This is a genomic window from Chitinophaga alhagiae, from assembly GCF_003568665.1.
In the GTDB taxonomy this organism is placed as follows: Bacteria; Bacteroidota; Bacteroidia; order Chitinophagales; family Chitinophagaceae; genus Chitinophaga; species Chitinophaga alhagiae.
In genome coordinates this window covers 489,620-515,327 of record NZ_QXMH01000002.1, presented here as the reverse complement: position 1 = coordinate 515,327, position 25,708 = coordinate 489,620, and the positions used below count along the sequence as shown (strand labels likewise).

22 protein-coding genes are annotated in these 25,708 nt (G+C 55.2%); 5 read left to right on the top strand and 17 right to left on the bottom strand.

Annotation, left to right across the window (positions count from 1 at the left end; genetic code table 11):
* Nucleotide 1: 1 nt before the first annotated feature.
* On the bottom strand, nt 2–1,975 hold the full coding sequence (locus D3A97_RS13040) for an LTA synthase family protein (RefSeq protein ID WP_157986525.1): 1,974 nt from the start codon (nt 1,973–1,975) through the stop codon (nt 2–4).
* A gap of 191 nt (nt 1,976–2,166) precedes the next feature.
* On the opposite strand from D3A97_RS13040, the gene glmM reads away from it, so the two are divergent.
* The gene (glmM, locus tag D3A97_RS13035) at nt 2,167–3,549 is read left to right on the top strand and encodes a phosphoglucosamine mutase (RefSeq protein ID WP_119078927.1); all 1,383 of its coding nucleotides are present in this window, start codon (nt 2,167–2,169) and stop codon (nt 3,547–3,549) included.
* A gap of 373 nt (nt 3,550–3,922) precedes the next feature.
* The gene (locus D3A97_RS13030; protein WP_119079556.1) at nt 3,923–5,050 is read left to right on the top strand and encodes a cysteine desulfurase family protein; all 1,128 of its coding nucleotides are present in this window, start codon (nt 3,923–3,925) and stop codon (nt 5,048–5,050) included.
* A gap of 94 nt (nt 5,051–5,144) precedes the next feature.
* Here D3A97_RS13030 and D3A97_RS13025 read toward each other — a convergent pair whose 3' ends face one another.
* From D3A97_RS13025 to D3A97_RS13010, 4 genes are all read right to left on the bottom strand, one after another.
* A complete protein-coding gene (locus tag D3A97_RS13025) occupies nt 5,145–5,837 on the bottom strand; it encodes a LytR/AlgR family response regulator transcription factor (RefSeq protein ID WP_119078926.1) in 693 nt (230 codons plus the stop codon).
* Complete coding sequence (locus D3A97_RS13020; protein ID WP_119078925.1) at nt 5,815–7,269, bottom strand: sensor histidine kinase; 1,455 nt, start codon at nt 7,267–7,269, stop codon at nt 5,815–5,817. Before D3A97_RS13020 ends, D3A97_RS13025 begins: the two co-directional genes overlap by 23 nt.
* An 86-nt stretch (nt 7,270–7,355) precedes the next feature.
* Nucleotides 7,356–7,676, bottom strand: a complete 321-nt coding sequence (locus D3A97_RS13015) for a DUF4907 domain-containing protein (protein ID WP_157986524.1) — start codon at nt 7,674–7,676, stop codon at nt 7,356–7,358.
* A complete protein-coding gene (locus tag D3A97_RS13010) occupies nt 7,663–8,679 on the bottom strand; it encodes a Kelch repeat-containing protein (RefSeq protein ID WP_157986523.1) in 1,017 nt (338 codons plus the stop codon). The genes D3A97_RS13015 and D3A97_RS13010 overlap by 14 nt, the downstream gene beginning before the upstream one ends.
* Before the next feature lie 259 nt (nt 8,680–8,938).
* Between D3A97_RS13010 and D3A97_RS13005 the strand changes: the two genes are divergently transcribed.
* On the top strand, nt 8,939–10,246 hold the full coding sequence (locus tag D3A97_RS13005) for a DUF4270 family protein (protein ID WP_119078922.1): 1,308 nt from the start codon (nt 8,939–8,941) through the stop codon (nt 10,244–10,246).
* A gap of 2 nt (nt 10,247–10,248) precedes the next feature.
* Nucleotides 10,249–11,478, top strand: coding sequence for a BamG family beta-barrel-assembly machinery protein (gene bamG, locus D3A97_RS13000; protein WP_119078921.1), 1,230 nt, complete (start codon nt 10,249–10,251; stop codon nt 11,476–11,478).
* Between the two features lie 127 nt (nt 11,479–11,605).
* Here the strand turns inward: bamG and D3A97_RS12995 are convergent, their stop codons facing one another.
* Nucleotides 11,606–12,997: a GH1 family beta-glucosidase gene (locus tag D3A97_RS12995; RefSeq protein ID WP_119078920.1), complete on the bottom strand. Its 1,392-nt coding sequence runs from the start codon at nt 12,995–12,997 to the stop codon at nt 11,606–11,608.
* A gap of 114 nt (nt 12,998–13,111) precedes the next feature.
* Here D3A97_RS12995 and D3A97_RS12990 point away from each other — a divergent pair, with 114 nt between their 5' ends.
* Entirely contained in the window at nt 13,112–14,164 is a 1,053-nt protein-coding gene (locus D3A97_RS12990; protein ID WP_119078919.1) for a formylglycine-generating enzyme family protein, read from the top strand.
* A gap of 166 nt (nt 14,165–14,330) precedes the next feature.
* Here D3A97_RS12990 and D3A97_RS12985 read toward each other — a convergent pair whose 3' ends face one another.
* From D3A97_RS12985 to trpB, 11 genes are all read right to left on the bottom strand, one after another.
* Entirely contained in the window at nt 14,331–16,310 is a 1,980-nt protein-coding gene (locus tag D3A97_RS12985) for a T9SS type A sorting domain-containing protein (protein WP_119078918.1), read from the bottom strand.
* A gap of 36 nt (nt 16,311–16,346) precedes the next feature.
* Complete coding sequence (locus D3A97_RS12980; protein ID WP_119078917.1) at nt 16,347–16,703, bottom strand: BlaI/MecI/CopY family transcriptional regulator; 357 nt, start codon at nt 16,701–16,703, stop codon at nt 16,347–16,349.
* A gap of 21 nt (nt 16,704–16,724) precedes the next feature.
* Nucleotides 16,725–17,867, bottom strand: a complete 1,143-nt coding sequence (locus D3A97_RS12975; RefSeq protein WP_119078916.1) for a carboxypeptidase-like regulatory domain-containing protein — start codon at nt 17,865–17,867, stop codon at nt 16,725–16,727.
* 385 nt (nt 17,868–18,252) lie between these two features.
* Nucleotides 18,253–19,383 (bottom strand): TlpA disulfide reductase family protein, encoded by a 1,131-nt coding sequence (locus D3A97_RS12970; protein WP_119078915.1) that lies wholly within the window; start codon nt 19,381–19,383, stop codon nt 18,253–18,255.
* A gap of 81 nt (nt 19,384–19,464) precedes the next feature.
* Entirely contained in the window at nt 19,465–20,559 is a 1,095-nt protein-coding gene (locus D3A97_RS12965; protein WP_119078914.1) for a TlpA disulfide reductase family protein, read from the bottom strand.
* A 10-nt stretch (nt 20,560–20,569) separates the two neighbouring features.
* Nucleotides 20,570–21,166, bottom strand: coding sequence for a bifunctional phosphoribosyl-AMP cyclohydrolase/phosphoribosyl-ATP diphosphatase HisIE (gene hisIE, locus D3A97_RS12960; protein WP_119078913.1), 597 nt, complete (start codon nt 21,164–21,166; stop codon nt 20,570–20,572).
* A gap of 37 nt (nt 21,167–21,203) precedes the next feature.
* A complete protein-coding gene (gene hisF / locus D3A97_RS12955; RefSeq protein WP_119078912.1) occupies nt 21,204–21,959 on the bottom strand; it encodes an imidazole glycerol phosphate synthase subunit HisF in 756 nt (251 codons plus the stop codon).
* 3 nt (nt 21,960–21,962) lie between these two features.
* Nucleotides 21,963–23,102, bottom strand: coding sequence for a 1-(5-phosphoribosyl)-5-[(5-phosphoribosylamino)methylideneamino]imidazole-4-carboxamide isomerase (gene hisA / locus D3A97_RS12950; protein WP_232825958.1), 1,140 nt, complete (start codon nt 23,100–23,102; stop codon nt 21,963–21,965).
* A 2-nt stretch (nt 23,103–23,104) separates the two neighbouring features.
* Nucleotides 23,105–23,728 carry an imidazole glycerol phosphate synthase subunit HisH gene (gene hisH / locus D3A97_RS12945; RefSeq protein ID WP_232825957.1) on the bottom strand — a complete coding sequence of 208 codons (624 nt, stop codon included), beginning with the start codon at nt 23,726–23,728 and terminating at the stop codon, nt 23,105–23,107.
* Complete coding sequence (trpA, locus tag D3A97_RS12940) at nt 23,721–24,491, bottom strand: tryptophan synthase subunit alpha (protein WP_119078911.1); 771 nt, start codon at nt 24,489–24,491, stop codon at nt 23,721–23,723. Before trpA ends, hisH begins: the two co-directional genes overlap by 8 nt.
* 7 nt (nt 24,492–24,498) lie before the next feature.
* Nucleotides 24,499–25,704 carry a tryptophan synthase subunit beta gene (trpB, locus tag D3A97_RS12935; RefSeq protein WP_119078910.1) on the bottom strand — a complete coding sequence of 402 codons (1,206 nt, stop codon included), beginning with the start codon at nt 25,702–25,704 and terminating at the stop codon, nt 24,499–24,501.
* Nucleotides 25,705–25,708: the final 4 nt, after the last annotated feature.

Here is a 25,708-nt window from a genome sequence, read left to right as displayed (position 1 = left end):
GCTATTGCTTCTTGTTATTGAACATCAAATATCGGGCGCTTTCGTAAAATCCGCGCGTTAAGTTATCCATTTGGCGTGACAGTTCAGGGTTTTGCTGCTGTACGTTCTTTTGGGCGTCTGCCCGCAGGTCATACAGTCCCGCCGCGCCGGTTTTGGCATCTATTTCGTAAAGGTATTGCCCGTTCACGGTGGCCCAATAGCCGTTGAGGCCCCGCACGTACTGGATGAAAGCAAAGCGCCGCGCGGCGCCGGCGGTATCCAGCAGGCTTTTGCCCAGGGTGTAGTTGGTGTAGGGCATGCCCGTCATCTCCGCCACGGTGGGGTACACGTCCAGCAGGCTGCCGGCGGCTTCCACCTGCCGGGGCGCCACGGTTTTAGGGTTGTAGATGATGCAGGGCACGTGCGTTACGTAGGTGGCCATCTCGAACTCCGGGTAAGGCATGAAGCTGTAGGCGTCCAGCCGGGCGCTGTGGTCACCGAAGAACACAAAAATAGTATTGTTCAGGTACCCCGATCTTTCCGCCAGCTGCATGAGGTGGCCTACATTGTAGTCCAGGTAGCGGAGGGCGTTGAACTGGTCGATATTTACAAAACCGGACGCCTTCAGCTGTTTCATGTCTATTTCTTTGGCGGTGAGGCGCTTGAAGTCTCCCGCCCCGCTGGTGGTAGTGTAGGGCTCGTGGTTGTCTGCCGTTTGCAGGAAGGCGAGGAACGGTTTTTTACTGTCATGCGCCTTTTTGAATATCTCGTCCGCTTCCGTGATCAGGTCATAGTCCGCCACGCCCCAAACGTCTGCCTTGGGCGCTTTGAAATATCCTTCTTCAAAGATCTGCAGGCCTTCCACGTTGTTGGTGAACACGGCGCGGATGTTGGCCCAGTTGGTATTGCCGCCCAGGAGGTAATATTTTTCGTAGCCTTTGAACTGGTCCATGACCACGCGCTGGTCTACAATGGCCGGGTGGCGGGAGGCGGTTTTGACCTTTACCACGTCCGGCAGGCCGGTGGTAACGCCAAATACGGTACGGGCGGTGCTCATAGCGGGCACGTAAAAGTTTTTGTACAGCGCCCCGTTGTCCGCCAGGCGCTGCAGGTTGGGCGTGGCCTGCATGGGGTTGCCGAACATGCTGGTCATGGAGGCGCCCACGCTTTCCAGCATCACAATGATCACGTTCTGCCGCGGTTTTGAGCTGTCTCCGGGAAAGCTGCGCGCAAAGTGGAGGGTTTGCGCGTTGGGGCTGTCCACACCGAGGTATTCCGCCATGTGGGGATAGTATTTGCGGGTGGCCGTTTCGTCAAAGGTGTCTGCCTGCAGGTCCATGTTAGACACAAAGTGCAGCACCGGGTTGAGGGCCAGGCTGGTCACCGCATTGTCCCTGGTGAACATGGCCTGGCTCCAGCGCAGGGGGAACCACGCAAAGTTGCCGTAAATGCCCGCGCCAAACAGCAGTACCAGCAGTATCACCCAGCCGGCGTAGCCCCAGGGGCGCACGGGCCTGCCTTCTTTACCGGCATAACGGCGGTAAATGCTGCGGTACGAAAAACGTACAAAGGCCATGAGCAATAGAATGCCCAGCCCGCCCCACACCACGGGGTAACTTTCCCACATCATGCGGGCATTGGTGGCCCTTTCCCCGGAAGCCAGGAAGCGGGTAACAGAAGGCTCCAGCCGCAGGCCCAGGTAGCTGTAATGCCCCAGGTCCACTACGTAAAACAATGTCAGCACCAGGTATGCCACAAAGAAATACCAGAAGTTGAGCCGCCGCAGGGCGCCGGTGCCAAAGAGCCGGTCTCGCGCAATAATGGCCACCAGGCCCACGGGTATCATGATGATGAGCGCCAGCCGCATGTCGAACTTGAGGCCCAGGTACCAGGCCCGGGCAATAATGCCAGGTTCTTTAATGGTGCTGGAAAAAAAGAAAAGGAAGAAGATCAGCCTGAAAACCACCAGGAAACAAAACAGGTATAAGGTTTGCATGAATATATACCGTATGTACCTGGGAATGCGAGACCAAATATGACCCATTATATTCTCTTAAAATTTTATACGTAGCTGCAAATATAGTCTAATTGCCGCAACAAGCGGTTTGAAGCGTGAACATGCTAAATTAACAGGTTGATTAAAGATTGAATCGATTATCTTTGCCTTCCTAAAAAAATCCAACAATTGTGGCACTGATCAAATCAATTTCGGGTATTCGTGGAACAATCGGCGGCAGGCCGGGAGAAGGTTTGTCCCCGCTGGACGTGGTAAAGTTCACCGCCGCGTATGGCACATGGCTGTTGCGGCAGAACGCTGACAACAAGAAGGTAGTGATAGGGCGGGACGGGCGCATATCCGGAGAAATGGTGAAGGACCTGGTGGTATCTACGCTCAACGGCCTTGGCATAGACGTGGTGGACCTTGACCTCAGCACCACGCCTACCGTGGAAATAGCCGTAAAAATGGAACAGGCGGCAGGCGGCATCATTCTTACCGCCAGCCACAACCCCAGGGAATGGAACGCGCTGAAGCTGCTGAACGCGGAAGGCGAGTTCATTTCCGGCACAGACGGCGCGGAAGTGCTGGAGCTGGCCGCCAATGAAGATTTTGTATTTGCAGACGTGAACAAGCTGGGCACTTACCAACGGGATGATTCTTACCTGCAAAAACACATAGACCTGGTGGTGAACTACCCGCTGGTAGACGTGAAAGCCATCAAGGCGGGCAATTTCAAGGTAGTGGTAGACGCCGTGAACTCTACCGGGGCCATTTACGTGCCCGCGCTGCTGAAAGCCCTGGGCGTACAGGAAGTGGAAGTGCTCTTTGGGGAAGTGAACGGCAAGTTCTCCCACAACCCGGAGCCGCTGCCTGAAAACCTCACCGCCCTTTCCAATGAAGTGAACAAATCTGAAGCAGACTTCGGCATTGCCGTAGACCCTGATGTGGACCGCCTTTGTTTTGTATGCGAAGACGGCAGCATGTTCGGGGAAGAATACACCCTGGTGGCCGTGGCGGACTATGTGCTCAAACACCGCAAAGGCAACACCGTTTCCAACCTCAGCTCCACCCAGGCATTGAAAGATATTACCCTCCGCAACGGGGGCGAGTACCACCCCTCCGCGGTGGGCGAAGTGAACGTGGTGAATAAAATGAAAGCCGTGAACGCCGTAATAGGCGGGGAAGGCAACGGCGGCATCATTGTGCCTGACCTGCATTATGGCCGGGATGCCCTGATCGGCATCGGCCTGTTCCTCAGCCACCTGGCCCACAGCAAAAAGAAAATGAAAGCGCTCCGCAACTCGTACCCCGACTATTTTATTTCCAAGAATAAAATTGAGCTGGACAAGGGTATTGACGTGAAGACCATTTTTGAAAAGATCAAGGGCAAGTACAAAAAGCAGCCGCAGAACACGGAAGACGGCCTCAAGATCGAATTTGACAAAGATTGGGTACACCTGCGCACGTCCAATACGGAGCCCATTATCCGCATCTATGCCGAAAGCCATAATGAAACCACGGCAGACAACATAGCCCGGAAAATCATGCAGGATATCAAGGAATTTATTTAACTTCGATACAGCTTTTAAAGGCCCGGCCCTGAAGTAACCTACTTCGGGGCCGGGCCTTTTTTAGTGATACTATATTAACAGTATGCTCAACCGAACCTCAAGCGAACGTGAAGCGAACGAGAAGCGAAGGAGAAGAAAAAATGGGAAGTGTTAAAATAGTACCATAATGATGTAAAACTGCGTTGAAAGAACCGCAGCCTGTGGCAAGACATGCAGTTGCCGCAAACTCATTTGCCGTGCCGGCATTGACCAGATCCCCCCCCGCGCCGCCTTTTTTGCAGGCGCATCAGCTTCCGCAGCGGGCCTCCTGTTTTGTTGCGGCTTTTCCGTAAATTTGTGCCGCTTTTATATCAAAAACCAAACCACCACGATCTTGGAACGTATCTATTTTGACAATGCGGCCACCACCGCGCTTGATAAAGCAGTGCTGGACGCCATGCTGCCTTACCTGACCGACAAGTTCGGCAACCCGTCCTCTATTTACTCATATGGCCGCGAATCCCGTTTGGGCATAGAAAGCGCGCGCAAAACAGTGGCAAAGGTACTGAACGCCCACCCTGGCGAGATCTTCTTCACCTCCGGTGGCACGGAAAGCAGCAACACAGCTATTCACGCCGCCATCCGTGACCTGGGCTGCCGCCACATCATCAGCTCCCCTATTGAGCACCATGCCACCCTGCACACCGTAGAGCACATGCATTGCAAGGAAGAGATCAAACTCTCCTGGGTAAAGCTGCTGCCCAACGGGCATGTAGACATGGATGACCTGCGCGCCCTGCTGGCAGGCTCCAAAGAAAGATGCCTGGTATCGCTCATGCACGCCAACAATGAGATCGGCAACCTGCTGGACCTCTTTGCCGTGGGCAACCTCTGCAAGGAGTACGATGCCATTTTCCATTCAGACACCGTACAGACCGTAGGGCACTATCCCTTTGACCTCCGCAATACGCCGGTCCATTTCATCAACGGCGCCGGCCACAAGTTCCACGGCCCCAAAGGCGTGGGCATCCTCTACATCAACGAGAACGTGAAGATCACGCCTTACGTGCATGGCGGCTCCCAGGAGCGCAACATGCGCGCCGGCACGGAAAACCTCTACGGCATTGTGGGTTTTGCCAAAGCGCTGGAGCTGGCTACGGAACATCATGAGGAGCACAGCCGTTACATCAATGACCTGCGCATGTACATGGCCGCGCAGCTGCAGGAACACATCCCTGCCGTGAGCTTTAATGGCGACCTGTTTGGCCGCAGCCTGTACACCGTGCTGAACGCTTCTTTCCCGAAATCTGAAAAAAGCGAAATGCTGCTCTTCAACCTGGACATCAACGGCATTTGCGCCAGCGGCGGCAGCGCGTGTACCTCCGGCGCAGACGCCGGCTCTCACGTGATCCGCGCCATCAACAACGATCCCAACAAGGTAGCCGTACGCTTCTCCTTCTCCCGGCATAATACCAAAGCGGAAGTAGACAAGGTGGTAGCGAAGCTGAAAGAACTGATCTGATCAATAGCCCTCTACATAAACAAGGCCGGCCACAAGAAATGGCCGGCCTTGTTATATTTCGATCCTTTCGTTCCGTACTCCTTGCTGCTGTTGTTTATGAATACTTGGTGATCACATCATAGAACTTGTCCCGGTACCCTTCGCTGATGGGAATGCTCTGGTTGGCTATCATCACGGTGTTGCGCTCTACGGAATTGATCTTGTTCATGGCTACCAGGTAAGAGCGGTGTACGCGCATGAACTTGTCTTTCGGCAGGCGGCTTTCAAAAGCCTTCAGGCTCTTCAGGGTGAGCACGGGCTGGTTGTGCGTATAGATCTTGATATAATCTTTCAATGCTTCTATGTACAGGATGTCTTCCAGGTTGATCTTGATGATCTTGTACTCTGTTTTTACAAAAATATAATCGTACTCCATGCTTTTGGGCTGGGATACCTGCTGGTACTCCTGCGCCTTGGTGACCGCTTTCAGGAAACGCTCAAAGGGGATGGGTTTGAGCAGGTAATCCACCACGTCCAGGTTGAAACCGTCCATGGCGTACTCTTCATAGGCGGTGGTGAATATCACCAGCGGCGGGTGTTTTAGTGATTTCAGGAACTGGATGCCTGTAATGTCAGGCATTTTAATGTCCAGGAACAACAGGTCTACCGGTTCTTCCTGCAAGTAGCGTAGGGCCAGGGCGGCGTTCTCGAATGTTTTTACCTGCATGGGAAAAGGCGCCTTTGCAACAAAATCCTCGATGATCTCCAACGCGAGCGGTTCATCATCAAGCGCTAAACACTTCATCATGTTTCAGTGCAATTTTAAGGTCAGCAATAAATTCTTCTCCATGCTCTCTGACAGTTATTGTATGTGCATCCGCATACAGCAGGCTCAGGCGTTTCAGCGCATTGTTGAGGCCTACGCCGCCTTTTTCCGCCATGCGCTGGCGGAACAGGCGGTTGCGTACCACCAGCTGAAATATGCCATCTTTCCCGATGTGCATGCGTATATGTATGTAAGACGGCTCCTTGTAACTGATGCCGTGTTTGAAAGCGTTTTCCACGAAGGGGATCAGCAGCATGGGCGCTATCTCCAGGTCCGCGCCGTCTTCCCCTTCTACCGTTACTTCAACGGGTATGTTGCGCGCCATGCGCAGGCGCTGTATGTCTATATAGTCCTGCAGGTACCGCAGTTCCGTTTGCAGGGGCACCTTGTCTTCGTTGCTCTGGTAGATCATGTACCGCATAATGGTAGAGAGCTTTACAAGGGCGTGCTCTGTTTCAGGGGAGCGGCGGTGGGCCAGGGAATAGATGGTGTTGAGACTGTTGAAGAGGAAGTGCGGGTTGATCTGAGACTTGAGGAACTTCAGCTCCGCGTTCAGGTTGGCCACTTTCAATGCCTCCCGCTGCTTTTCGCTTTTGAACCATTCCATGGCAATTTTTATAAAGCCGCTCATGAACAGCATCAGCAGGGCAAACGTGCCTGACTTGCGGAGCATTTCCGGGAAGAAAAAATGCATCATGAACACCCCGTCATGAAAGGGCCTTGCCGGGATGGTCTCCGCAAACGCGGGCGGGAAGGCCTTTATACGTACGCCGCTGTCTATCACCGCTCCCTGGGCGCGCCAGGTGCGGAACAGGCGTTTGCGCCAGTGTACCGGGTTTTTCCGCAACATGCTGTCCCGGAACGCCATCATCTGCGTTCCGCCGGCCACCACCACGTCTCCATGGCGGGTACGGAGCGCCATGGCCGGGCCGGGGCCATCCTCTCCGCGGTATATTACATTGGTAGCCGCCGCCATGCCGGTAACGCCAACGGCCAGCGTTGGCATCACAGCACTGTCTTCTCCTTCCGGCACCGGTATTTCAAACGGGTGTTCCGGCATAAAAGAAGAATCACCGGCGGCTATAAAAAAAGGCGGCCGGTCCATGATGGCGGTCATGAACCGGTACTCTACCACCGCCTGTTGTATCGCAATAAAAATGATCAGCCCCAGCACGCATGCAATGTAAATGCCGATGCGCTTGAGCGTGAAGAACTTTGGTATCAGCACGTACACGTTGAGGTAGAACAACCCTACCAGGAACAAGGTGTTGATGGCCTCCTTGATGAAGAAAGACCGGTCTGCCACCTGTATGCGGTAAGCAAAGAAAGGAAAGAGGAAAATGCACGTCCACGCAACAATATGCATAGAGATGATCACAAGCCTGTTCCTGAATATGTTCCTGATGCTGACCATAGGTGTTAATCGGCGTTAAACATACATCACAATACTCTTAAGCAAGTGTTAAAACACCGGGCATGGGTCTTAACTAAGTGTTAAAGTTAACGGGGCCGGACGTTGAGGCTGTCCAGCTCGCGCAGGCTTACGGCGGGAGACTGGCCGTGCCGCAGCTTGTGCAATACCAGGCGGCCTACCCGCATGGCCTCTTCTTTACTGCTGAATGGATGATGCCCGGCTACCGCCGGAATTTCTACCTGGTAAATGAACGGCCGCCCGTTGTGCTGGATGTGGTAGCCCCAGCTATTGCCGGTGCGCACCGGTGCCAGCCGCAGCGTGTCTGCTTTTTCCCGGCAGGAAAAGAACAGTGCTGCCGGCGGCACGGTGAACAACACCAGGCGATGGAATCGTTTAATCATTTTCATTGTACTCCTGGTCCGGTTCAAACCTGTAAATATCATCCAGCGGCAGGCTGGATGTGCGGCCGGCCAATACATAGCCCTTGCCGCCCAGGGTAAAGGAGCAGGCGCCGGTGCGGGCCACGCCTTCAAAATCGCGCCGCTTGGTCCACTGGTCGGCAACAGGGTCATACTCCCAGGTATGCGCGGAAAGGCCGCCCTTGGTGCCGGTGGCCACGTAGCCCTTGTTGTTCATTACAAACGCTACGGCGTTGCTGCGCACAATATCATAGTCGTTGTCATAGTCTTCATCGCTCAGGTTGGCCACGTCCCTTTTCTTTGTCCAGTTATCTTCGTCCGCATCGTACACGTAAAAATCACTTTTGTATTCCGCGTTGTTGGTGCCGGTCACTATGTAAGCCTTGTCCGCTATCACAAAAGCCACGGCTTCCGTACGTTTTGAGCCGCCGAAAGACTGCCGCTCGTTCCACTCGTCTTTCACGGGGTCATACTGCCATACGTCTTTCAGCGCGCCGCCGTCATTACCGGTGGCAATGTAGCCCATGCCTTTCAGCGCAAAGCCCACCGCATCCCTGCGGGCCAGGCTGATAGCCGGGTTGGGGCCTGCCAGCGGGGCTTTGGGCGCCCAGTTGCCGGTAGCCGGGGAGTACGCCCAGAGGTCGTTCAGGCGGTTCAGGCCATCAAAGCCGGTACCCACATAGGCCACGTTATTGATCACAAAAGCGGCGGCGCTGCCGCGTACGGCGGCCTCCGCGGGCAGATCGTTCACCTGGCTCCAGCCGCGGGAAGGGGTGTACTTCCAGAAGTCCCGCAGGTATTTTTCCCCGTCGTACCCGGTGCCGATGTAAGCCGTATCACCAATGGCAAAGGCCACCGCTTCGGAACGCGGCTTGCCGCTCATTTCCGACACCTCTACCCAGTTACCGGTCTCATCGTCCGTAGAATCGCTTTTGGAACAAGCTGCCAGCAGGCCCACCAGTATCCATCCATAGTTTCTTGCAATGTGCATACAATTGTTTTTTTTAACGGTTTCAAAATTATCGGGGGAACTGTTACAGGTATTATAAAATAGACGGAAAGGAGGCATACGGGGATGAATAAGGTCTTTTCATCTGCCAATACCGGGGTTTTATCCTTTTGCCGCAAAATGCCCGTAAACGGCCTTAAAATGGCAACCGCCGGTTGTATGGCTGCACTCATCGATAAATATTCCACGCTGGCATAATACCCGTACGCGGGCCGTACAGGCTGATTATCATTGCGCCGTTATGCAAGTACAGAAAATATTACTGGGAGTAGCGGCCGCGTGCAGCCTGGCGGCGTGTGACAAGGCGGGCTTTACCTATGATAACGTAACGGACGGCGGCCATGTGCAGTATACCCTGCTGGATACGCTGGAGATACAGATGCGTACCGTGCAGCCTGATTCCATGGCCACCTCCGGCAGCGGCATAGCGCTGGCCGGCGGGTATACAGATGCATATTTCGGGAAGATCAGCGCGGGCAGTTACTTCCGCGTAGCATTGCCTTCGGAGCGCACGCTGGAAGACAATGCCGTATATGATTCCATAGAGCTGGTGATGCGGCCCAACGGGCATGCCTATGGCGATACGCTGCCCCTGCAGACCCTGCAGGTATACCAGCTGCAACAGCCGCTGGTACTGCCTGAAAATTACACCGCCCTGTTCAGCCACCAGCAGTTCCCCTACAACAGCACCCCGCTGTTCTCACAGCCCGTGCTTATCACGCCAACGGCGGGCAACCTGCTGCACCTGCGGCTGGCAGACGCCAAGGGGCAGGAACTGTTTGGCCTGCTGAAGAACAAGGCCACCGAAGTTTCTTCCGAAGACTATTTCCGCGAATATTTCAAAGGCCTCTATGTTAAAGGGAACGGCAACACGGCGGTGTTCGGCTTCACGGCGGCAGACAGCAGCCTGTATATACGCCTGCATTACCACGTGGTTACCCATGAAAAAGAAGAGAAGTACCTGGATTTTCTGATGACCACGCCGGAGCTGCAATTCAATGCCATACAGCGGGAGCGCAACGGCACGCCGCTGGAAGGCCTGCAACCGGGCAACGGCCTTGCCAGCGCCGCCACCGGCAACCGCGCCTTCCTGCAGGCGCCGGGCGGCGCCCTCGTCCGGATGGACTTCCCTTCCCTTTCCGCCTTGCAGGAGCTGGGCAGGTACGGCCGCATCCAGCGGGCGGAGCTGGTGCTGCGGCCCGTGAGCGGCACTTACATACGGGAAGCGCTGCCGCCGCGGCTGGCGCTTTGCCTGGCAGACAACAAAAACCAGGTGGCGTACGGAGACACGCTGCTGACGGCCATGGGCATGTCTCAATACGGCAGCCTGGTCACAGACAAACTGAACCCTGAAAATACCAGCTACGTGTACGATGTGACCATCTACTGCAAATCCATGATGAACGCGGACAGCTACACCTACCGCGGGCTGCTGCTGTCCCCGCCGGCCGGCGAGTACGCCACGCAGTTCAACCGGCTGGTGCTGGGCGATGGAAAGAACAGCCAGCACCGCGCGCAGTTAAAGATCTATTACCTCTTATACCAATAGCCATGCGATCTTTTATTACCGGATGCCTTTTTTTGCTGACCCTGCAGGCGCAGGCGCAAAAAGGCGTGAACTCCCTCTACTCCGCCTTCGGCATCGGCGACCTGGAAGAGAAAGACTACAGCCGCAGTTTTGGCGTGGGCAGCGCAGGCATTGCCCGCGGCTCAGACAATTTCCTGAACGAGCTGAACCCCGCCTCCTACAGCCGCCTGCCCATGGAAACATTTTTCTTTGAAGCGTCTGTAGCCGGCAAAACGGTGCAATACAATACCAGCACCTCCTATCAAACCGCGGGAGACATCAGCTTCAAAAGATTTGCGCTGGGCTTCAAAGCCCACAAACGCTGGGGCATGAGCCTGGGGCTGATGCCTTACAGCCGGGTAGACTACAAGCTGCTGAACACCCGCACCATAGACGGTACCGGCTCATCCGTCCGCAACGCGGTAGAAGGCAGCGGCGGCATTAACCGCCTGTATTTTTCCAACGCCGTGCAGCTCACCAAAAACTTTTCGCTCGGCGTTTCTTCCGCCCTGCTGTTTGGCCCGGTGTCTACCACAGACAGCCTGGGCGGCGGCAGCAGCAGTGAAGACGTATACTCGGAAGTGAACAACGCTTACCGCAGCTTTGAATTTAATACCGGTTTGCAATACCACGGCAAGGTGGGAGAATGGCAGCTGGGCGCGGGCGTTACCTACCGCCTGAAAAGCCAGCTGGTCAACTCGCAGGATTTTTCCCTGAAAGCGGCAGACGGCACCGTACTGTACACAGAAACACGGAAGGCGGTGGATTATACCCTGCCGGAACAGCTGGGCGCGGGCATCCATATTTCCAACGGGCAGTTGGCCTGGCTCATGGACTACCGGCAGCAAAACTGGCAGGGGCTGAACCCGAACAGATCAGACTATCAATACATCACCGCCAAAAGATACGCGGGCGGCATGGAGTACACTTTTTACCGGGATTATTTCAACGTGCGCATGGAGGGGCTGATCCTGCAGGCCGGCGTGAACTACTCCACCGGTTACCTGCGGGTAAAGGGCGAGCCGCTGAGCGACTTCGGCGTTACCGCCGGCGCTTCCCTGCCCAGCAGAACGGGGCACCTGCGGTATTACATTGGCCTGGAAGGCGGGCAGCGCGGCCGCGCCGTAAAAGGACTGGTGAAGGAAAATTACCTGAACGTGGTGCTGCACCTTTCCCTGCGTGACAACTGGTTCTTCAAACGGAAAGAACTGTAACAGGCCGGCGGGTAAACGGGAGACCGGGGCTTTGCAAAACCTTTATACATTCTCCCCCAAAAACGGTTTCCCTTTACCCGCCGGTCTGTTTCTACGATGTGGCGCCATGCGGTGATGACCGCCATGTTTACCGGGACGCCGCCTCCGGGCCGCGTCTTTTTGCGCTTTGCGGCGCGGGCTGCGCCAGCAGCTCACGGAACCACTTGCCCGAGTCTTTCATTGTTCTGCGCTGCGTGTCAAAGTCTACATGCACCAGCCCGAAGCGGGCCTTGTACCCTTCCGCCCATTCAAAATTGTCTGTCAGCGTCCAGGCAAAATAACCGCTAACAGGCACGCCTGAACGTTTTGCCAGCAGCACGGCGGACAGATATTCCTGGAAATACCGGATACGCTCATCATCTTTCACTTCCCCATTCCGCAACACATCGTCAAAGGCAGCGCCGCTTTCGGTTACCATGATCTCCTTTACACCTTTGTAGGCGGCAAACTGTTGCAGGATGCTGTACATGCCCTGCCCGCTGATCTCCCAGCCCAGGCCGGTAAGCGGCACCTGGCGGTACCGTGCTTTCACTTCGGACGCCTGCACGTACGGCATAAAAGCGTTGTACCGCACCACAAGCGGGAAATAGTTCTGCAGGCCGATAAAATCAAAATGGAAAGGCAGCTTCTCCCAGTCCCGCCAAAGCGCATAGCGGCGTTCTATCCGTTTCAGCAGCGGGAAAGCGTCTGCGGGGTACCCCATGCCGAGAGACGGTTCTATGAAGAGGCGGTTAAACAGTGCGTCCGCGCGGCGGGCGGCCTGCAGGTCATTATTGTTGGTGGTGTAGGGGATGATCTGTGAACAGGAATAGGTAGTGCCCACCCTGGCCCCCGGCGCTTCCGCACGGAGGGCGCGCCCGCCTTCCGCCTGGGCCAGCGCCACATGGTGTACGGCCGGCAGAAAATAAGAAAGGCCGAACTTGCCGGGCGCATGCACGCCCAGCATATACCCCAGTGACGTGAACCCGAAAGGCTCGTTGAGCACCAGCCAGTTCTTCACCTTATGGCCGTAGGCGCGGGCACAGAGCGCGGCAAAAGCCTCAAACGCGAAAACAGTGCCCCGGTGGCACCAGCCGCCTTTCTGCTCCAGCGCCTGGGGAAGGTCCCAATGGTAAAGGGTCACGTACGGCTCCAGGCCAGCGGCCAGGCAGGCGTCTATCACACGGTGGTAAAAGTCTATGCCGGCCTGGTTAACGGCGCCCGTACCGTTCGGTATAATGCGGCACCAGGAAAGGGAGAAACGGAACACCGTAAAACCCATCTGTTTGGCCAGCGCAATATCTTCCGCATACAGCTCAAAAAAATTGCAGGCATGGCGGGCATGGGTGCCGTCTTTGATCTTGCCTTTACGGGCCGTGAAAGCGTCCCAGACAGACATGCCTTTCCCCTGCGCATCGTGCGCCCCTTCATTCTGAAAGGCGGAAATGGCCACACCCCATTTAAACGCCGCCCCAAAATCGCTGCTGCTGAACTGGTCCAATACAGATGCCCTTTTTGATGTTTTCTTCCTGTAAGATGTAACATGTAACCGACATGGCCGAACTTCCGGCGGGAATTTAACAATTTAACAACCGGCGTTGTACCTTTGCGGCGTATGAAACAGGTTTCTGCTCTTTTTGCAATATCCCTTACAGTTATTTTCACCGCCTGCCAGCCGGGCGGTGACCACAGCAGCGAAAAAGACATTCCTCCCGTAGTGGACCGGCTCAACCCCATGGTGCTCATACCAGGGGGCGCATTTGACATGGGGGCGGATGATGATACCGGCATGCCTGATGAATACCCCCAACACCTTGTACAACTGGATTCTTTCTGGATAGACGGGCACGAAGTGACCAACGCCGAGTTCGGCGCTTTTGTGGCGGCCACGGGGTATGTGACCACAGCGGAACAGCCTATTTCAAAGGCCGAGCTGATGCAAACCCTTCCCCCCGGCTCCCCCGAGCCGGACAGCGCCATGCTGTTGCCCGGCTCGCTGGTGTTTGTGCCCACGCAGGGCGCGGTAGACCTGAACGATGTGAGCCAGTGGTGGAGCTTTGTACGCGGCGCAGACTGGCGGCACCCCTACGGCCCTAACAGCCATATTGAAGGAAAAGACAATTACCCGGTAGTGCATGTTTCCTGGAACGATGCCCAGGCCTACGCCTCCTGGGCCGGCAAACGCCTGCCCACCGAAGCGGAATGGGAATTTGCGGCCAGGGGAGCGCTCAAGGGGCAACCCTTTCCCTGGGGTACGGAAATTCCGCAGCAGGGTAAGGCCAAAGCCAACATCTGGAGCGGGCATTTCCCTTATGAGAACACAAAAAAAGACGGCTTTGAAGGTACCGCGCCCGTTAAGTCCTTTGCACCCAACGGCTATCAGCTGTATGACATGGCCGGCAACGTGTGGGAATGGACGGCAGACTGGTACAACAGCGACTATTACGCACAGGAAAAACCGGGCAGCCTCAACCCGCAGGGCGCCAGCACGCCGCAAGACCCGCTTGACCCCGAGCCCAAAAGAGTGATCCGCGGCGGCTCCTTTATGTGCAGCGATGAGTATTGCAGGGGCTACCGCGTGTCTGCCAGGATGAAGACCAGCCCCACCTCCGGGCTGTCTAACCTGGGCTTCCGCTGCGCGCGCAGCGTTTCAAAAACGCAGCAATAATACGCGGCCCCGGATCAGGCCTTGTAAGAACAAAGGCGGGAGCGGCACTATCAGGCGCCATCCGTTCGGATATCAATAAAAAAGGCCGCCCCTTTGCAGGAGCAGCCTTTTTCAATACGGAGGAAGATGTATTACCTGGCGGGCGTAACCATCTGTTTCCCGGAATTTATTGCTTCACGATCTTCGATGTCAAACGCGTACTGCCGGGCAGAGAAATATTAAGGATGTAAGTACCGGCAGGCTGGCTCTTGAGGTCTATACTGCCCCGGTAGGTACCGGAGAACCCCTGCAGGGATTTATAGTATACCCGTTTCCCCTTCATGTCCTGCACTTCCATAAAACCGTTCCCTTCTTTCGGCACATAGAAAGATACGTTCACCAGCCCGTTAGTGGGATTGGGGTAAACGGCCGAAACAGATTCCGCGCCATGCCCCTCCGGGGCCGGTTTGCCCACTACCGTTCTAACAGAATCTGCCGTTACGGTAGTAGTGTTCAGCTTCAGTACAAGCGGCTTGCCTTCTACCACCACCGGCTCGTTAGCGTCTGCGCCCCGCCGGCCTGTTTTGGTAGTGATCAGGATCACCCCGTTGGTGCCGGCGTTGCCGTAGAGGGCGGTAGCGGAATTGTCTTTCAGCACGGAAATGGACTCTATATTATCTGGTTTGATATTGCTCATGTCTGCTTCATAGATCTCTCCATCCAGTACTATCAGGGGCTTGTTTTCACCTGCAACACCGCGAAGGGAAATACCGTTCGGCCTGGTGCGCACTCCCATGTGCCGGCCCTGCACAGTGCCGGCGGAGGCTTTCTCGGTAACTGTTTTAGCTCCATAGCCGGTTACCTGTACCGCATCTGCTTTGGCAGGCTTCCCGGTAACGGTCACTTCAGATACTTTGCCGGGATGCCCGGTCATGGTAACACCAGCCGCCTTGCCGGTGAGCCGGACGGGTTTGCCGCTGAACACGGCAACACCGGTATCCCTGCCTATTATCACGATGTTCTGATCTTTCAGGTTTACATCCGCGCCGGACGATGTTACATACACGGTATCTCTTTTCCCGTCTGCACGGCGTTCTATAATGGTGGTATTCATTACTTTCTTCACCGTGTCTTTCACCACCTTTATTTCCAGCAATTCTTTTTTGGCCGGCGTGGTATCTCTTTGCGGGCCGTTGATGGCGGTCCTCACTTCTGTTACAACGCCCGTTACCATTTCGTTCACGGCCGCGCCGGAGCCGGTGATAGCCGTTCTCATGTCTGTTACCACGTTGTTCACCACGGCGCCGGGTTTGGTAAAGTTCAGGGAGAGCAACACCCCGCAAACCAGGCAGGCCAGCACGGCATAGCGGTAAATATGCAGGCGGGACGACCGTCTTTTGTTCATCATCCTGATACGGTTCTTCAGGTGTGAAAAGTTGAAATTGTTGGCCACGCCCGCGGCGTATTGTGAGGTATTGACCTGGATGAGGCTGTATTGGTACGCCTTGGGGTCCATGCCGGAGCGCAGGATGGAGCGGTCTGTCAGGAACTCCAGGTTCTCCCTGATAGCTGTTTTCATCAGCCAGGCGCCGGGGTTGAACCAGTAGAACACATTGTTCAGCTCTCCCAGCATCACGTCTGCGGAATGCCACTCCTTCACGTGCACGGCCTCATGATCGAGGATGGCCCGCAGCTCTTTGTCTGTATGCAGGGACGGGTTGATATATATGTTCCGGAAAAATGAAAAGGGGTTCATAGGCTTTCCCATGAGACGAACGTTGTGGCGCAACATCGTTCCCGGCGCAGTTTTGCGGTGCAGGAGCAACAGGGAGGCCAGTTGCACCATCAGCCGCAGGAACATCACGCCCACCCCGGCCCAAAAAACCCATTCCAGCAGGGCCCAGGGAGAGAAAGCGTCCGCGGGGGCGGCCTGCCATGCATTGAGGTCCGGCACGTAGGTGATCACCTGCTGGGCCAGCGCTTCATTCCGGGAAAAGAAACCGTTCACATCCACCAGCGGAAAGAGTGACGAGAAAACGATACCGGATATGAGGAAAAAACGGTTGAGCGTATAGAACGTAAGCCGGCGCAGCCCCAGCCGGTAGGCCAGGTAAAAAAGGCAGAGCGCAATATTGGCTTTGATCAGGTATATTATTAATTCAGGCATGCTGCAAGCATTAAGGTCGTGAACAAATAGGCGTTGTTACTTTTTCTCTATCATTCTGATGATCTCTTTCAGCTCATCGGGACTGATCTTTTTGTCCCGGGCAAAAAAGGTGACCAGTTCCTTGTAGGAATTTTCGAAGTAGTCTTTCACAAAGCCGTTCATGAATTTTTTCTTGTACTCCCCTTCTTCAATAGACGCGGTATATTCATATACGTTGCCGATCTTGCGGGCTTCCAGGTACCCCTTTTTTTCGAGGTTCTTGATAGTAGACGCCAGCGTGGTATAGGGAGGTTTGGGCGCGGCATGCGCTTCCAGGAAATCTTTCACAAACCCGTTCCCGGTTTTCCAGATGGCCTGCATGGCCGCTTCTTCTTGTTTGGTGAGCTTTTCCATATCATTAAATTAAGGAATTGTTTATAGTTTATAGTCAAGCGGCAGCATCTCCGCCATTTTTTCCCATCCCCAGTACTGCTCTACCACAATATCTACCGGTGAGCCGATGTTGCCGTTCCCGTCCAGCGGCACTTCAGGCGCCAGCATGTGCATCACGGATACCTGCTCCCTTGGCCGCGCTTTCTGCGCCGGCTTGTGCTTTTCCAGGTACAGCCGGTCTTCCTTCTCTTTGGAATACACCACGTACAGGTAATCCCTGAATATGAGGGAGTAGCCGTCCCCATTGGGTTTGATCAGGCTGTCATACGGCAGCTGCGCCGTATAGAGGTAACTCACCTCCTTGTCAAAAAAGCGCGGCTGCTGCACCTTTACCCCCACACTGTCTGGCAGCGACGGTGGCACAAAATCCCTTACCCGCGGTTTCCTCACCATCTTCTGCACGCTGAACCCGTCTTGCGCCAGCTGCCTGCCCGCCATGCTCCGGTAAAAATGCATGGTGGAACCGTGGTAGGCCGCTTCCCTGTTCTTCTCCCATTGCCGCTGCTGCCGGGCGTTCTTTGCTTTCATGGGCTTAAACAGGGGGTTGCCGTAGTATAGGGAGTAACCGGACTTCATATTGTAAGCAAAACTGATCAGCAAAAACTTCACCCGGTACCCCAGCGCCCTGTTCTCCAATACCACAAAATCATCAGCGCTGGCGGTGAGCAGCCGCTGTGAAGCATCGTATTGCAGGTCTATCACTTCGCTGTTCAGCAGCTTGCACTGCCGGGCAAAACTGCTTTCACCTACAAACAGGTCCGCAAATACTTTCAGCCAGCGCTCCCGTTCCACGTTCCGCCTCACCACAAACTCTTTCAGCACATCCGGTTTTGGTTTCAGCGTAACGGCAATGCCTGCCAGGTCCGCTTTCACCTCCACAGGCAACAACTGCGGCTCGTACCCGAGGTAAGACACGATCAGCTCGTATTTACCCGGCGGCACGTTGCTGATGCTGAACTGCCCGTTTTCCGCCGTGCGGTCTCCCAGGGTGGTCTGGTTCAGGAAGGCGCTGGCAAAGGGCAAGGGTTTGCCTTTTTCATCTTTTACCGAGCCTGTGATCCTGTACTGTGCTGCCGCGGTACAAGTAACCAGCAGCCACACCAAACATCCTGTTACGCATCTCATAATTACGAGTCTGTCGTAAATCTACGAACGTTTCGTAGTAATACAAAATAATTCGGGAAATAAATTTTGGGGAAGGGGGGGATTGCAGGGGAATGAGGTGGGGCTAACATAGGTGTGATATAGGTGGGATATAGGTCTAACATAGGTGTGATATAGGTGGGAACTAGGTCTAACATAGGTGTGATATAGGTGGGAACTAGGTCTAACATAGGTGTGATATAGGTGGGAACTAGGTGTCTATACTGAAAAACCTTACAGGGTACGTTAATGTAATGACAGAATTTGCTTTACAGTCCTGCGAGTTATAGCGCATAACAGGCCTTATGCGGCATCAAAAAAGGCCGGGAGCATTGCCCCCGGCCTTGTATCTTAAAATGCAACGGTACTATTGAAAAAGCTCCGCCAGCTTGCTTTCCAGCGCTTCGCCACGGAGGTTCTTGGCTACGATCTTACCCTGCGGGTCCAGCAGCAGGTTCTGGGGAATGGCACGGATGCCGTAGAGCTTGCCCACCTCATTGGCCCAGCCTTTGAGATCTGATACCTGTGTCCAGTCCAGTTCGTCTTTGGCAATGGCTTCCACCCATTTCTCCTTGTTTTCGTCAAAAGAAACGCCAAGTACGGTAAAACCTTTGTCTTTATACTTGTTGAATGCGCTGACCACGTTGGGATTTTCTGCGCGGCAGGGGCCGCACCAGCTGGCCCAGAAGTCCACAAGCACGTATTTGCCGCGGAAAGAGGCCAGGGTAACGGGTTTACCGTCAGGGTTATTCTGGCTGAAGTCTATAGCCGGCTGGCCGGGGGCCAGTTTCTTGGCCAATTCAAGCCGGTAGGCGAATTGTTTGCCGGAGGGCGTTTTGCGGGCCTCTTTGGCGAGCGACTGGAAGATGGGCTCCACTTCGTCCGCATCCAGCTCGTACCCGGCCACCTGCGTGAGCACGTACATGCCAATGGGCGATTGGGGATTGTCTGCCAGGTATTTGCGCATAATGGCCTTGCGGCTGGCCTCCAGCTCATCAAAACGGGTTTCCAGCTTCTTCATGCCGGTTTCGTCTTTGGCCTTGTAGAGCACCCGGTACTGTTTGCTCAGCTCCATGCTCTGGCGCACCACGTTATCTGTAAGACCGTTCAACCGGTTAAAGGCCTCCTGGTATTTGGTGCCATCGGCTTCCGGCTTGTCTGCCAGGTTATCCAGCTTAACGGTGGTTTTACCGGGGCCGAGGAATAATACGGCCAGTTCTTTTCTGCCGGCGGGATTATCAGGCGTGGAGGGGATGGAGGCAAAAAGCTGGGCGGTCATAGGTTCCGGAACGGTGCCGGTGAAGAAGAACCTGCCGTCTGGGGTGGTCACACTGTCTGTGGCCCATTTCCCGTCTTTGCGGACCCTGAAATATAATTTGGTCGGTTTCTCCTGCTGCGCGATGCTTCCCACCACCTGGTAGGGAATTTCCTTCACTTTTCCTTGCGCAAACAGTGCACCGGGGCTTAAAAGCACCGCTGCCATCAACAATTTCTTCATGCTTGGTTACTGTTTTTCTAGTCTCCGGCAAATTTGCCCATTCCCACCGGGAAAAGCAAGCCCATTTTGATAGGCGGTCGGCTACTGCAATATTTCCGCCAGCTTTTGCTCCAGCGCGCGGCCCCGCAGGTTGGCAGCCACTATCCTGCCTTCCGGGTCTACCAGGAAGTTCTGGGGAATGCCTTGTACGCGGTAGAGCTGCGCGGCTTCGTTGGCCCAGCCTTTGAGGTCAGATACCTGCGTCCAGGTGAGGTTGTCTTGCTTGATGGCTTCCAGCCAGGCGGCCCGGCTTTTGTCAAGAGACACGCCGAGTATGGTGAAGTTCTTGTTCCTGAACTTGTTGTACGCGCGTACCACGGTGGGGTTCTCGGCCCGGCAGGGGCCGCACCAGCTGGCCCAGAAGTCTATGAGCACGTATTTGCCCCTGAAGGAGGAGAGCTTCACCAGCTTGCCGGCGGGGTCTTTCTGCTCAAAGTCTTTCGCCATGCCGGCTTCCGCTTTTTCTTTTTTGGCGGCGGCAATATCGTTCCCCAGGCTTTTGCCGAAACGGGTGTTTTTCACAGCGGGGGCAAGGCTTTTGTATATCTCTTCCAGCTTCTCCACGGGAAGGCGCTCCCGCAGGTCTCCGCTGAGAATGAACAGGCTGGCCTGGGCGGCGGGGTAGTGCTGAATGTAATTGGTACCGGCGTCTATCACCATTTCGTCAAAATGCTGGGCTTTCTGCCGGAACGCCGCCTTCGCGCTTTCATCATCCGTATTGATGGTGCGCGCTTCCGCGTTGAGCTGGTCAAGCGTACTCAGTACAGGCTTGAAGGCCTTGTGGTACTCCTGCATCCAGAGCGTTTGCTGGCCGCCTTTTACAGCGCTGGCCACCGGAAAGTCTTCCGCGCTGGTCTGCACGTTAATTTCCGGCTTGTCTGCCACCAGCAGCAGGGGGTAAGGCTTATTTTCCAGGAAAAGGGCAAACATATCTTCCGAAGCCGGTTTGTGGCTGGTAGCGAATGAGAACCGGCCGCCCGCGCCCAGCGCCGCAGAATCCCTGGTATTGCCGTCTTCACTCATAAAGTACACCTTCTGCCCTTCCGCGGCCGATGTAATTTTCCCGTTCACCTTTAACTGGGCCTGCGCGGCCAAACCGGCCGCCATGCAAAGCGCCATGCACGCAAGAGTTCTCATTTGAATACAGTTATTTATGCCGTTCTTTCAATACGTTTATAACGTCTTCCAGGGTAAAATCTTTTGCCTGGAGCAAAATCAGGTAGTGGAACAACAGGTCCGCGGACTCATTGAGGAACAGCTCCTTGTTGTTGTCTTTCGCCTCAATCACCACTTCCACAGCTTCTTCCCCTACCTTCTGGGCAATTTTGTTGATGCCTTTGGCAAAGAGAGACGCGGTGTAGGACTTTTCCGTGGGATTGGCCTTCCTGTCACGGATCACCTGCTCCAGCCGGTTCAAAAACGCCTGCTGGTCTTTGTTCTCTTCGTTCCAGCAGGTATCTGCGCCGGTGTGGCAAACAGGGCCCGCAGGATGTACTTTCAGCAGCAGGGTATCCTGGTCACAATCCAGCGCCGCGCTTACGAGGTGGAGAAAATTGCCGCTCTCCTCCCCTTTTGTCCACAACCGTTGTTTGGAACGGCTGTAAAACGTCACCTTCTTCTCCGCCAGCGTCTTCTCCAGCGCTGCCTGGTCCATATAGCCCAGCATCAGCACTTTTGACGTAATGGCATCCTGTATGATGGCGGGCACCAGCCCGTCTGGCGACTTTGAAAAATTGACCTGCATCGGCAAAAACACTTTAAATATAATAAATATATATTAATCAGAATCGGATCTGTATCCCTTTCTGGTAAAGATAATTTTTAAGCGCGGGGATTTCCATTTCCTTGTAATGGAAAATGCTGGCGGCCAGGGCGGCGTCTGCCTGCGCTTTTTCGAACACGTCCGCAAAGTGCTCCATGGTGCCTGCTCCGCCGGAGGCTATTACGGGCACGTTGAGGTTTTGCGAGAGGCGGCCGGTAATATCCAGCGCAAAGCCCTGTTTGGTACCGTCGTTATTCATGGAGGTGAGCAGTATTTCCCCGGCGCCGCGGTCTACGGCCTCTTTGGCCCAGTCTTCCGTTCTGGTGTCTGTTTTTACACGGCCGCCGTTGAGGTACACAAACCAGTCCCCGTCTTCAAAACGCGTATCTATGGCCAACACAATACACTGGCTGCCAAACTCGCGGGCCAGCTCGTTAAGCAGCGGCGGGTTGCGGAACGCGGCGGTGTTAACAGACACCTTGTCTGCCCCGGCGTTGAGCAGCACGCTTACATCTTCTACGGAGGCAATGCCGCCGCCTACGGTGAACGGGATGTTCACATGGCGGGCTATGCGGGTTACCAGTTCGGAGAGGGTTTTCCGCCGCTCGTTGGTGGCGGTAATGTCCAGGAACACCAGTTCGTCCGCTCCTTGCGCGGCATACAGGGCGCCCAGCTCAATGGGGTCTCCCGCATCGCGGATGTTCTCGAAGTTCACGCCTTTTACGGTGCGGCCGTCTTTGATGTCCAGGCAGGGTATGATGCGTTTTGTGAGCATACGTTACAAGAATTTTTTCAGTTCGGCCATGGTGATCTTTCCTTCGTAAATGGCCTTGCCTATGATAACGCCGGCCAGGCCCGCCTGCTGCAGCTCTTCTACGTCTGCCATATTGCTGACGCCGCCGCTGGCGGTGAGCTGGATGCCGGGCACGGCGGCAATGATCTTTTTATACAGTTCCGTGGAGGGGCCTTGCAGAAGACCGTCTTTCGCAATGTCTGTGCAGAACACTTCTTTCACGCCTTTTTCCAGGTTGGTGCGCAGGAAGTCGTAAATGCTGGTATCTGTGGTTTCCAGCCAGCCGCCAACGGCCAGTTGCTCCCCCTTTACGTCCGCGCCCAGGAATATGCGGTCTGCGCCGTAGGTGGCCAGCCAGCGGAAGAACCGGGCAGGCTCTTTTACCGCCATGCTGCCAATGGTGGCCAGGGCGGCGCCGGACTCGAACACAATGCGCAGATCGGCGTCTTTTTTGATACCTCCGCCAAAATCTACCACCAGCGAGGTTTTACCGGCTATGGCCTCCAGCACTTTCCAGTTCACCAAGGCGCCGGCCTTTGCCCCGTCCAGATCTACCAGGTGCAGGCGTTTCACGCCGGCGTCCTCAAATTCCTTAGCTACCTCCAGCGGCTGCTCGTTATACACCGTTTTTTGCGCATAGTCTCCCTGTGTGAGGCGCACGCATTTACCGCCAATGATATCTATGGCGGGAATGATGGTGAAGCGCTGCGCGGGCGGCGCGTCCAGGCTGATGTCCATTTTATAGAAGGGAATATTGTCTTTGTAAAATAATTCGCTGATGCGTTTGAAGCCCAGCCGCAGGTAAAAGGTTTCCGCGCTGGCGCGGGCGTTGCACCAGAGGGTGGCCACGCCGTGTTGCCGGCATACGTCTGTAAGGTGCTGCATGAGCGCCTTGCCAAAGCCTTTGCCCTGGTGATGGGCCGCGGTGGCCAGTTTACGGAACTGCGCGGAGCTGCCGCTGATGAAAAGCGATACCACGGATACCATTTCTCCTTCCATGAACAGGCCGTAGTGAAGCCCCTCCGCATCGTGCGGCATCTTAACCTGGTCAAGGCTCCAGTGCGGGTACATTACATCCCTGCGCAGGCGCAGGGTCTCGTCTGTAGTGATCTGTTTAATTTCCACGCTTACAGTTTCAAAAAGCTCTCAATGAGTTGCTGGCCGGCATCTGCCGATTTTTCAGGGTGAAACTGCACTGCATAAAAGTTGTCTTTCTGCAATGCAGCGCTGTAATTGATGATATAATTGGCAATGGCCGTGGTTTCAGGGCCCAGGGCCACGTAATAGCTGTGCACAAAATACATGTAGGAGTTTTCCGGCACGTGCTCGAAAATAACACTGTGCAGGCCGGCCACATTGTTCCAGCCTATCTGCGGGATCTTCAGCAGGTTCTTGACGGGAGATTCGAACTTTTTCACCGGCAGGTCAAAGATGCCCATGCAGGCAGTGTCATTTTCTTCCGAATGTTTGCACATAAGCTGCATGCCCAGGCAAATGCCCAGCACGGGCTGCTGCAGGTCTTTGATCAACTCGTCCAGCCGGCGTTCTTTCAGATAGTTCATGGCCGTGCTGGCCTCTCCCACCCCGGGAAATATCACTTTGTCCGCGCTGCGCAGCTCCTCCGGATCATCCGTTACGGTGGCCTCTACGCCCAGTCTTTCCAGGGCAAAGAGCACGGAACGGATGTTACCGGCGTTGTATTTGAGAATGGCTGTTTTCATGTTGTTGCTGTCTTTTGCCTGCTTACGCAAGAATGCCTTTTACAAACCCTGCAATATCAGCCTGCAAGTTAGTACTGTTTTCGATGGCTTTCACAAAAGCGGTACCTATAATTGCGCCGTTGCTGCTGGCGCAGGCGGCCTGGAAGGTGCCCTTATCGCGTATGCCGAAGCCCACCAGCACGGGATTTTTCAGGCCCATGGCCTTCAGCCGCGCAAAATACGCTTCCTGGCCCGTCATGTCTTTGTTTTTACCGGTGGTGGAGGAAGAGGATACCGCGTATACAAACCCTTTGCTCAGGCTGTCTATTTTGCGGATGCGGGCTTCAGTGGTTTCGGGCGTTACGAGGAAGATGAGGTGCAGGCCGTATTGCTCAAACAGCGGGCGGTACTCGTTCTCGTACTCGTCCATAGGCAGGTCTGGCAGAATGAGGCCGTCTACGCCTACTTCGGCGCAGGCCCGGCAGAAGTTCTCCACGCCGAACTGCAGTACGGGGTTGAGGTAGCCCATGAGTACCACGGGGATGGTCACCTTGCTCCGGAAGTCTTTCAACTGTTCAAACAGCACGCTGATGCGCATGCCGTTGGCAATGGCGCGGGTGCTGCTGTCTTGTATCACGGGGCCGTCTGCCAGCGGGTCTGAAAAAGGCATGCCCAGCTCCACCATGTCTGCCCCGCTCTGCTGCAGCGCTTCCACAATAGTAACGGTATCATGCAGGGCAGGGTAGCCCGCGGTGCAATATATGTTGAGGATGTTCTGACCCTTGGTGCTGAATAATTGATCTATGCGGTTCATGGTCTCCTTACTTTAAGTGTTTGATATAGGTTTCAAGATCTTTATCTCCGCGGCCGCTGAGGCATACCACCACTACTTCATCTTTTTTCAGCGGCAGGTCTGCCAGCTTGGCCAGCGCGTGTGCGGATTCCAGGGCGGGAATGATGCCTTCCAGCAGGCTCAGCTCATAGCCCGCGGCCAGCGCCTCATTGTCTGTTGAATTGAGGAACACGGCGCGGCCGCTTTCATAGAGGTGGGCATGGAAGGGGCCTACGCCGGGATAATCCAGCCCGGCGGAAATGGAATGCGGCTCCACGATCTGCCCGTCTTCCGTTTGCATCAGCAGGGTTTTGCTGGCGTGTATCACGCCGGGGCGGCCCAGTTGGGAGGTGGCGGCGGAGAAACCGCTGTGTACGCCTTTACCGGCGGCTTCCACGGCTATCAGCTCCACTTCATCTTCGTCCGTAAAATGGAAAAAAGCGCCGGCCGCATTGCTGCCGCCGCCTACGCAGGCTATCACGTAGGTGGGCGTTTCTTTCCCCGTTTTTTCCAGCAGCTGCTTGCGGACCTCTTCGCTGATCACAGACTGGAAGCGGGCCACCATATCAGGGTACGGGTGCGGGCCTACTACGGAACCGATGATGTAATGCGTATCTACAGGGTTGTTGATCCAGTCACGAATAGCTTCGTTGGTGGCGTCTTTCAGCGTTTTACTGCCGCTGGTGGCGGGCACCACGGTAGCGCCCAGCATCTGCATGCGGGCCACGTTGGGGGCCTGCCGCTGAATGTCTACGCTGCCCATGTACACCACGCACTCCAGCCCCATCAGGGCGCAAACGGTAGCGGTGGCCACGCCATGCTGGCCCGCGCCGGTTTCCGCAATGATGCGTTTTTTGCCGAGGCGTTTGGCCAGCAGTATCTGGCCAATGGTGTTGTTGATCTTGTGCGCGCCGGTATGGTTCAGGTCTTCCCGCTTGAGGTAGATCTGCGCGCCATACTTCTGCGAGAGGCGGCTGGCAAAATACAGGGGAGACGGCCTGCCCACGTAATCTTTCAGCAACTGCTCAAACTCCTGCTGGAAAGCGGGGTCCGCCATGATCTGCAGGTACTGCTCCCGCAGCTCTTCCACGTTGGGGTACAGCATTTCAGGGATGTATGCGCCCCCGAAATTGCCGAAATATCCTTTTTCGTTTACATGATACTTAGATTGCGAAGTATTCACCGCTATATCCATGATC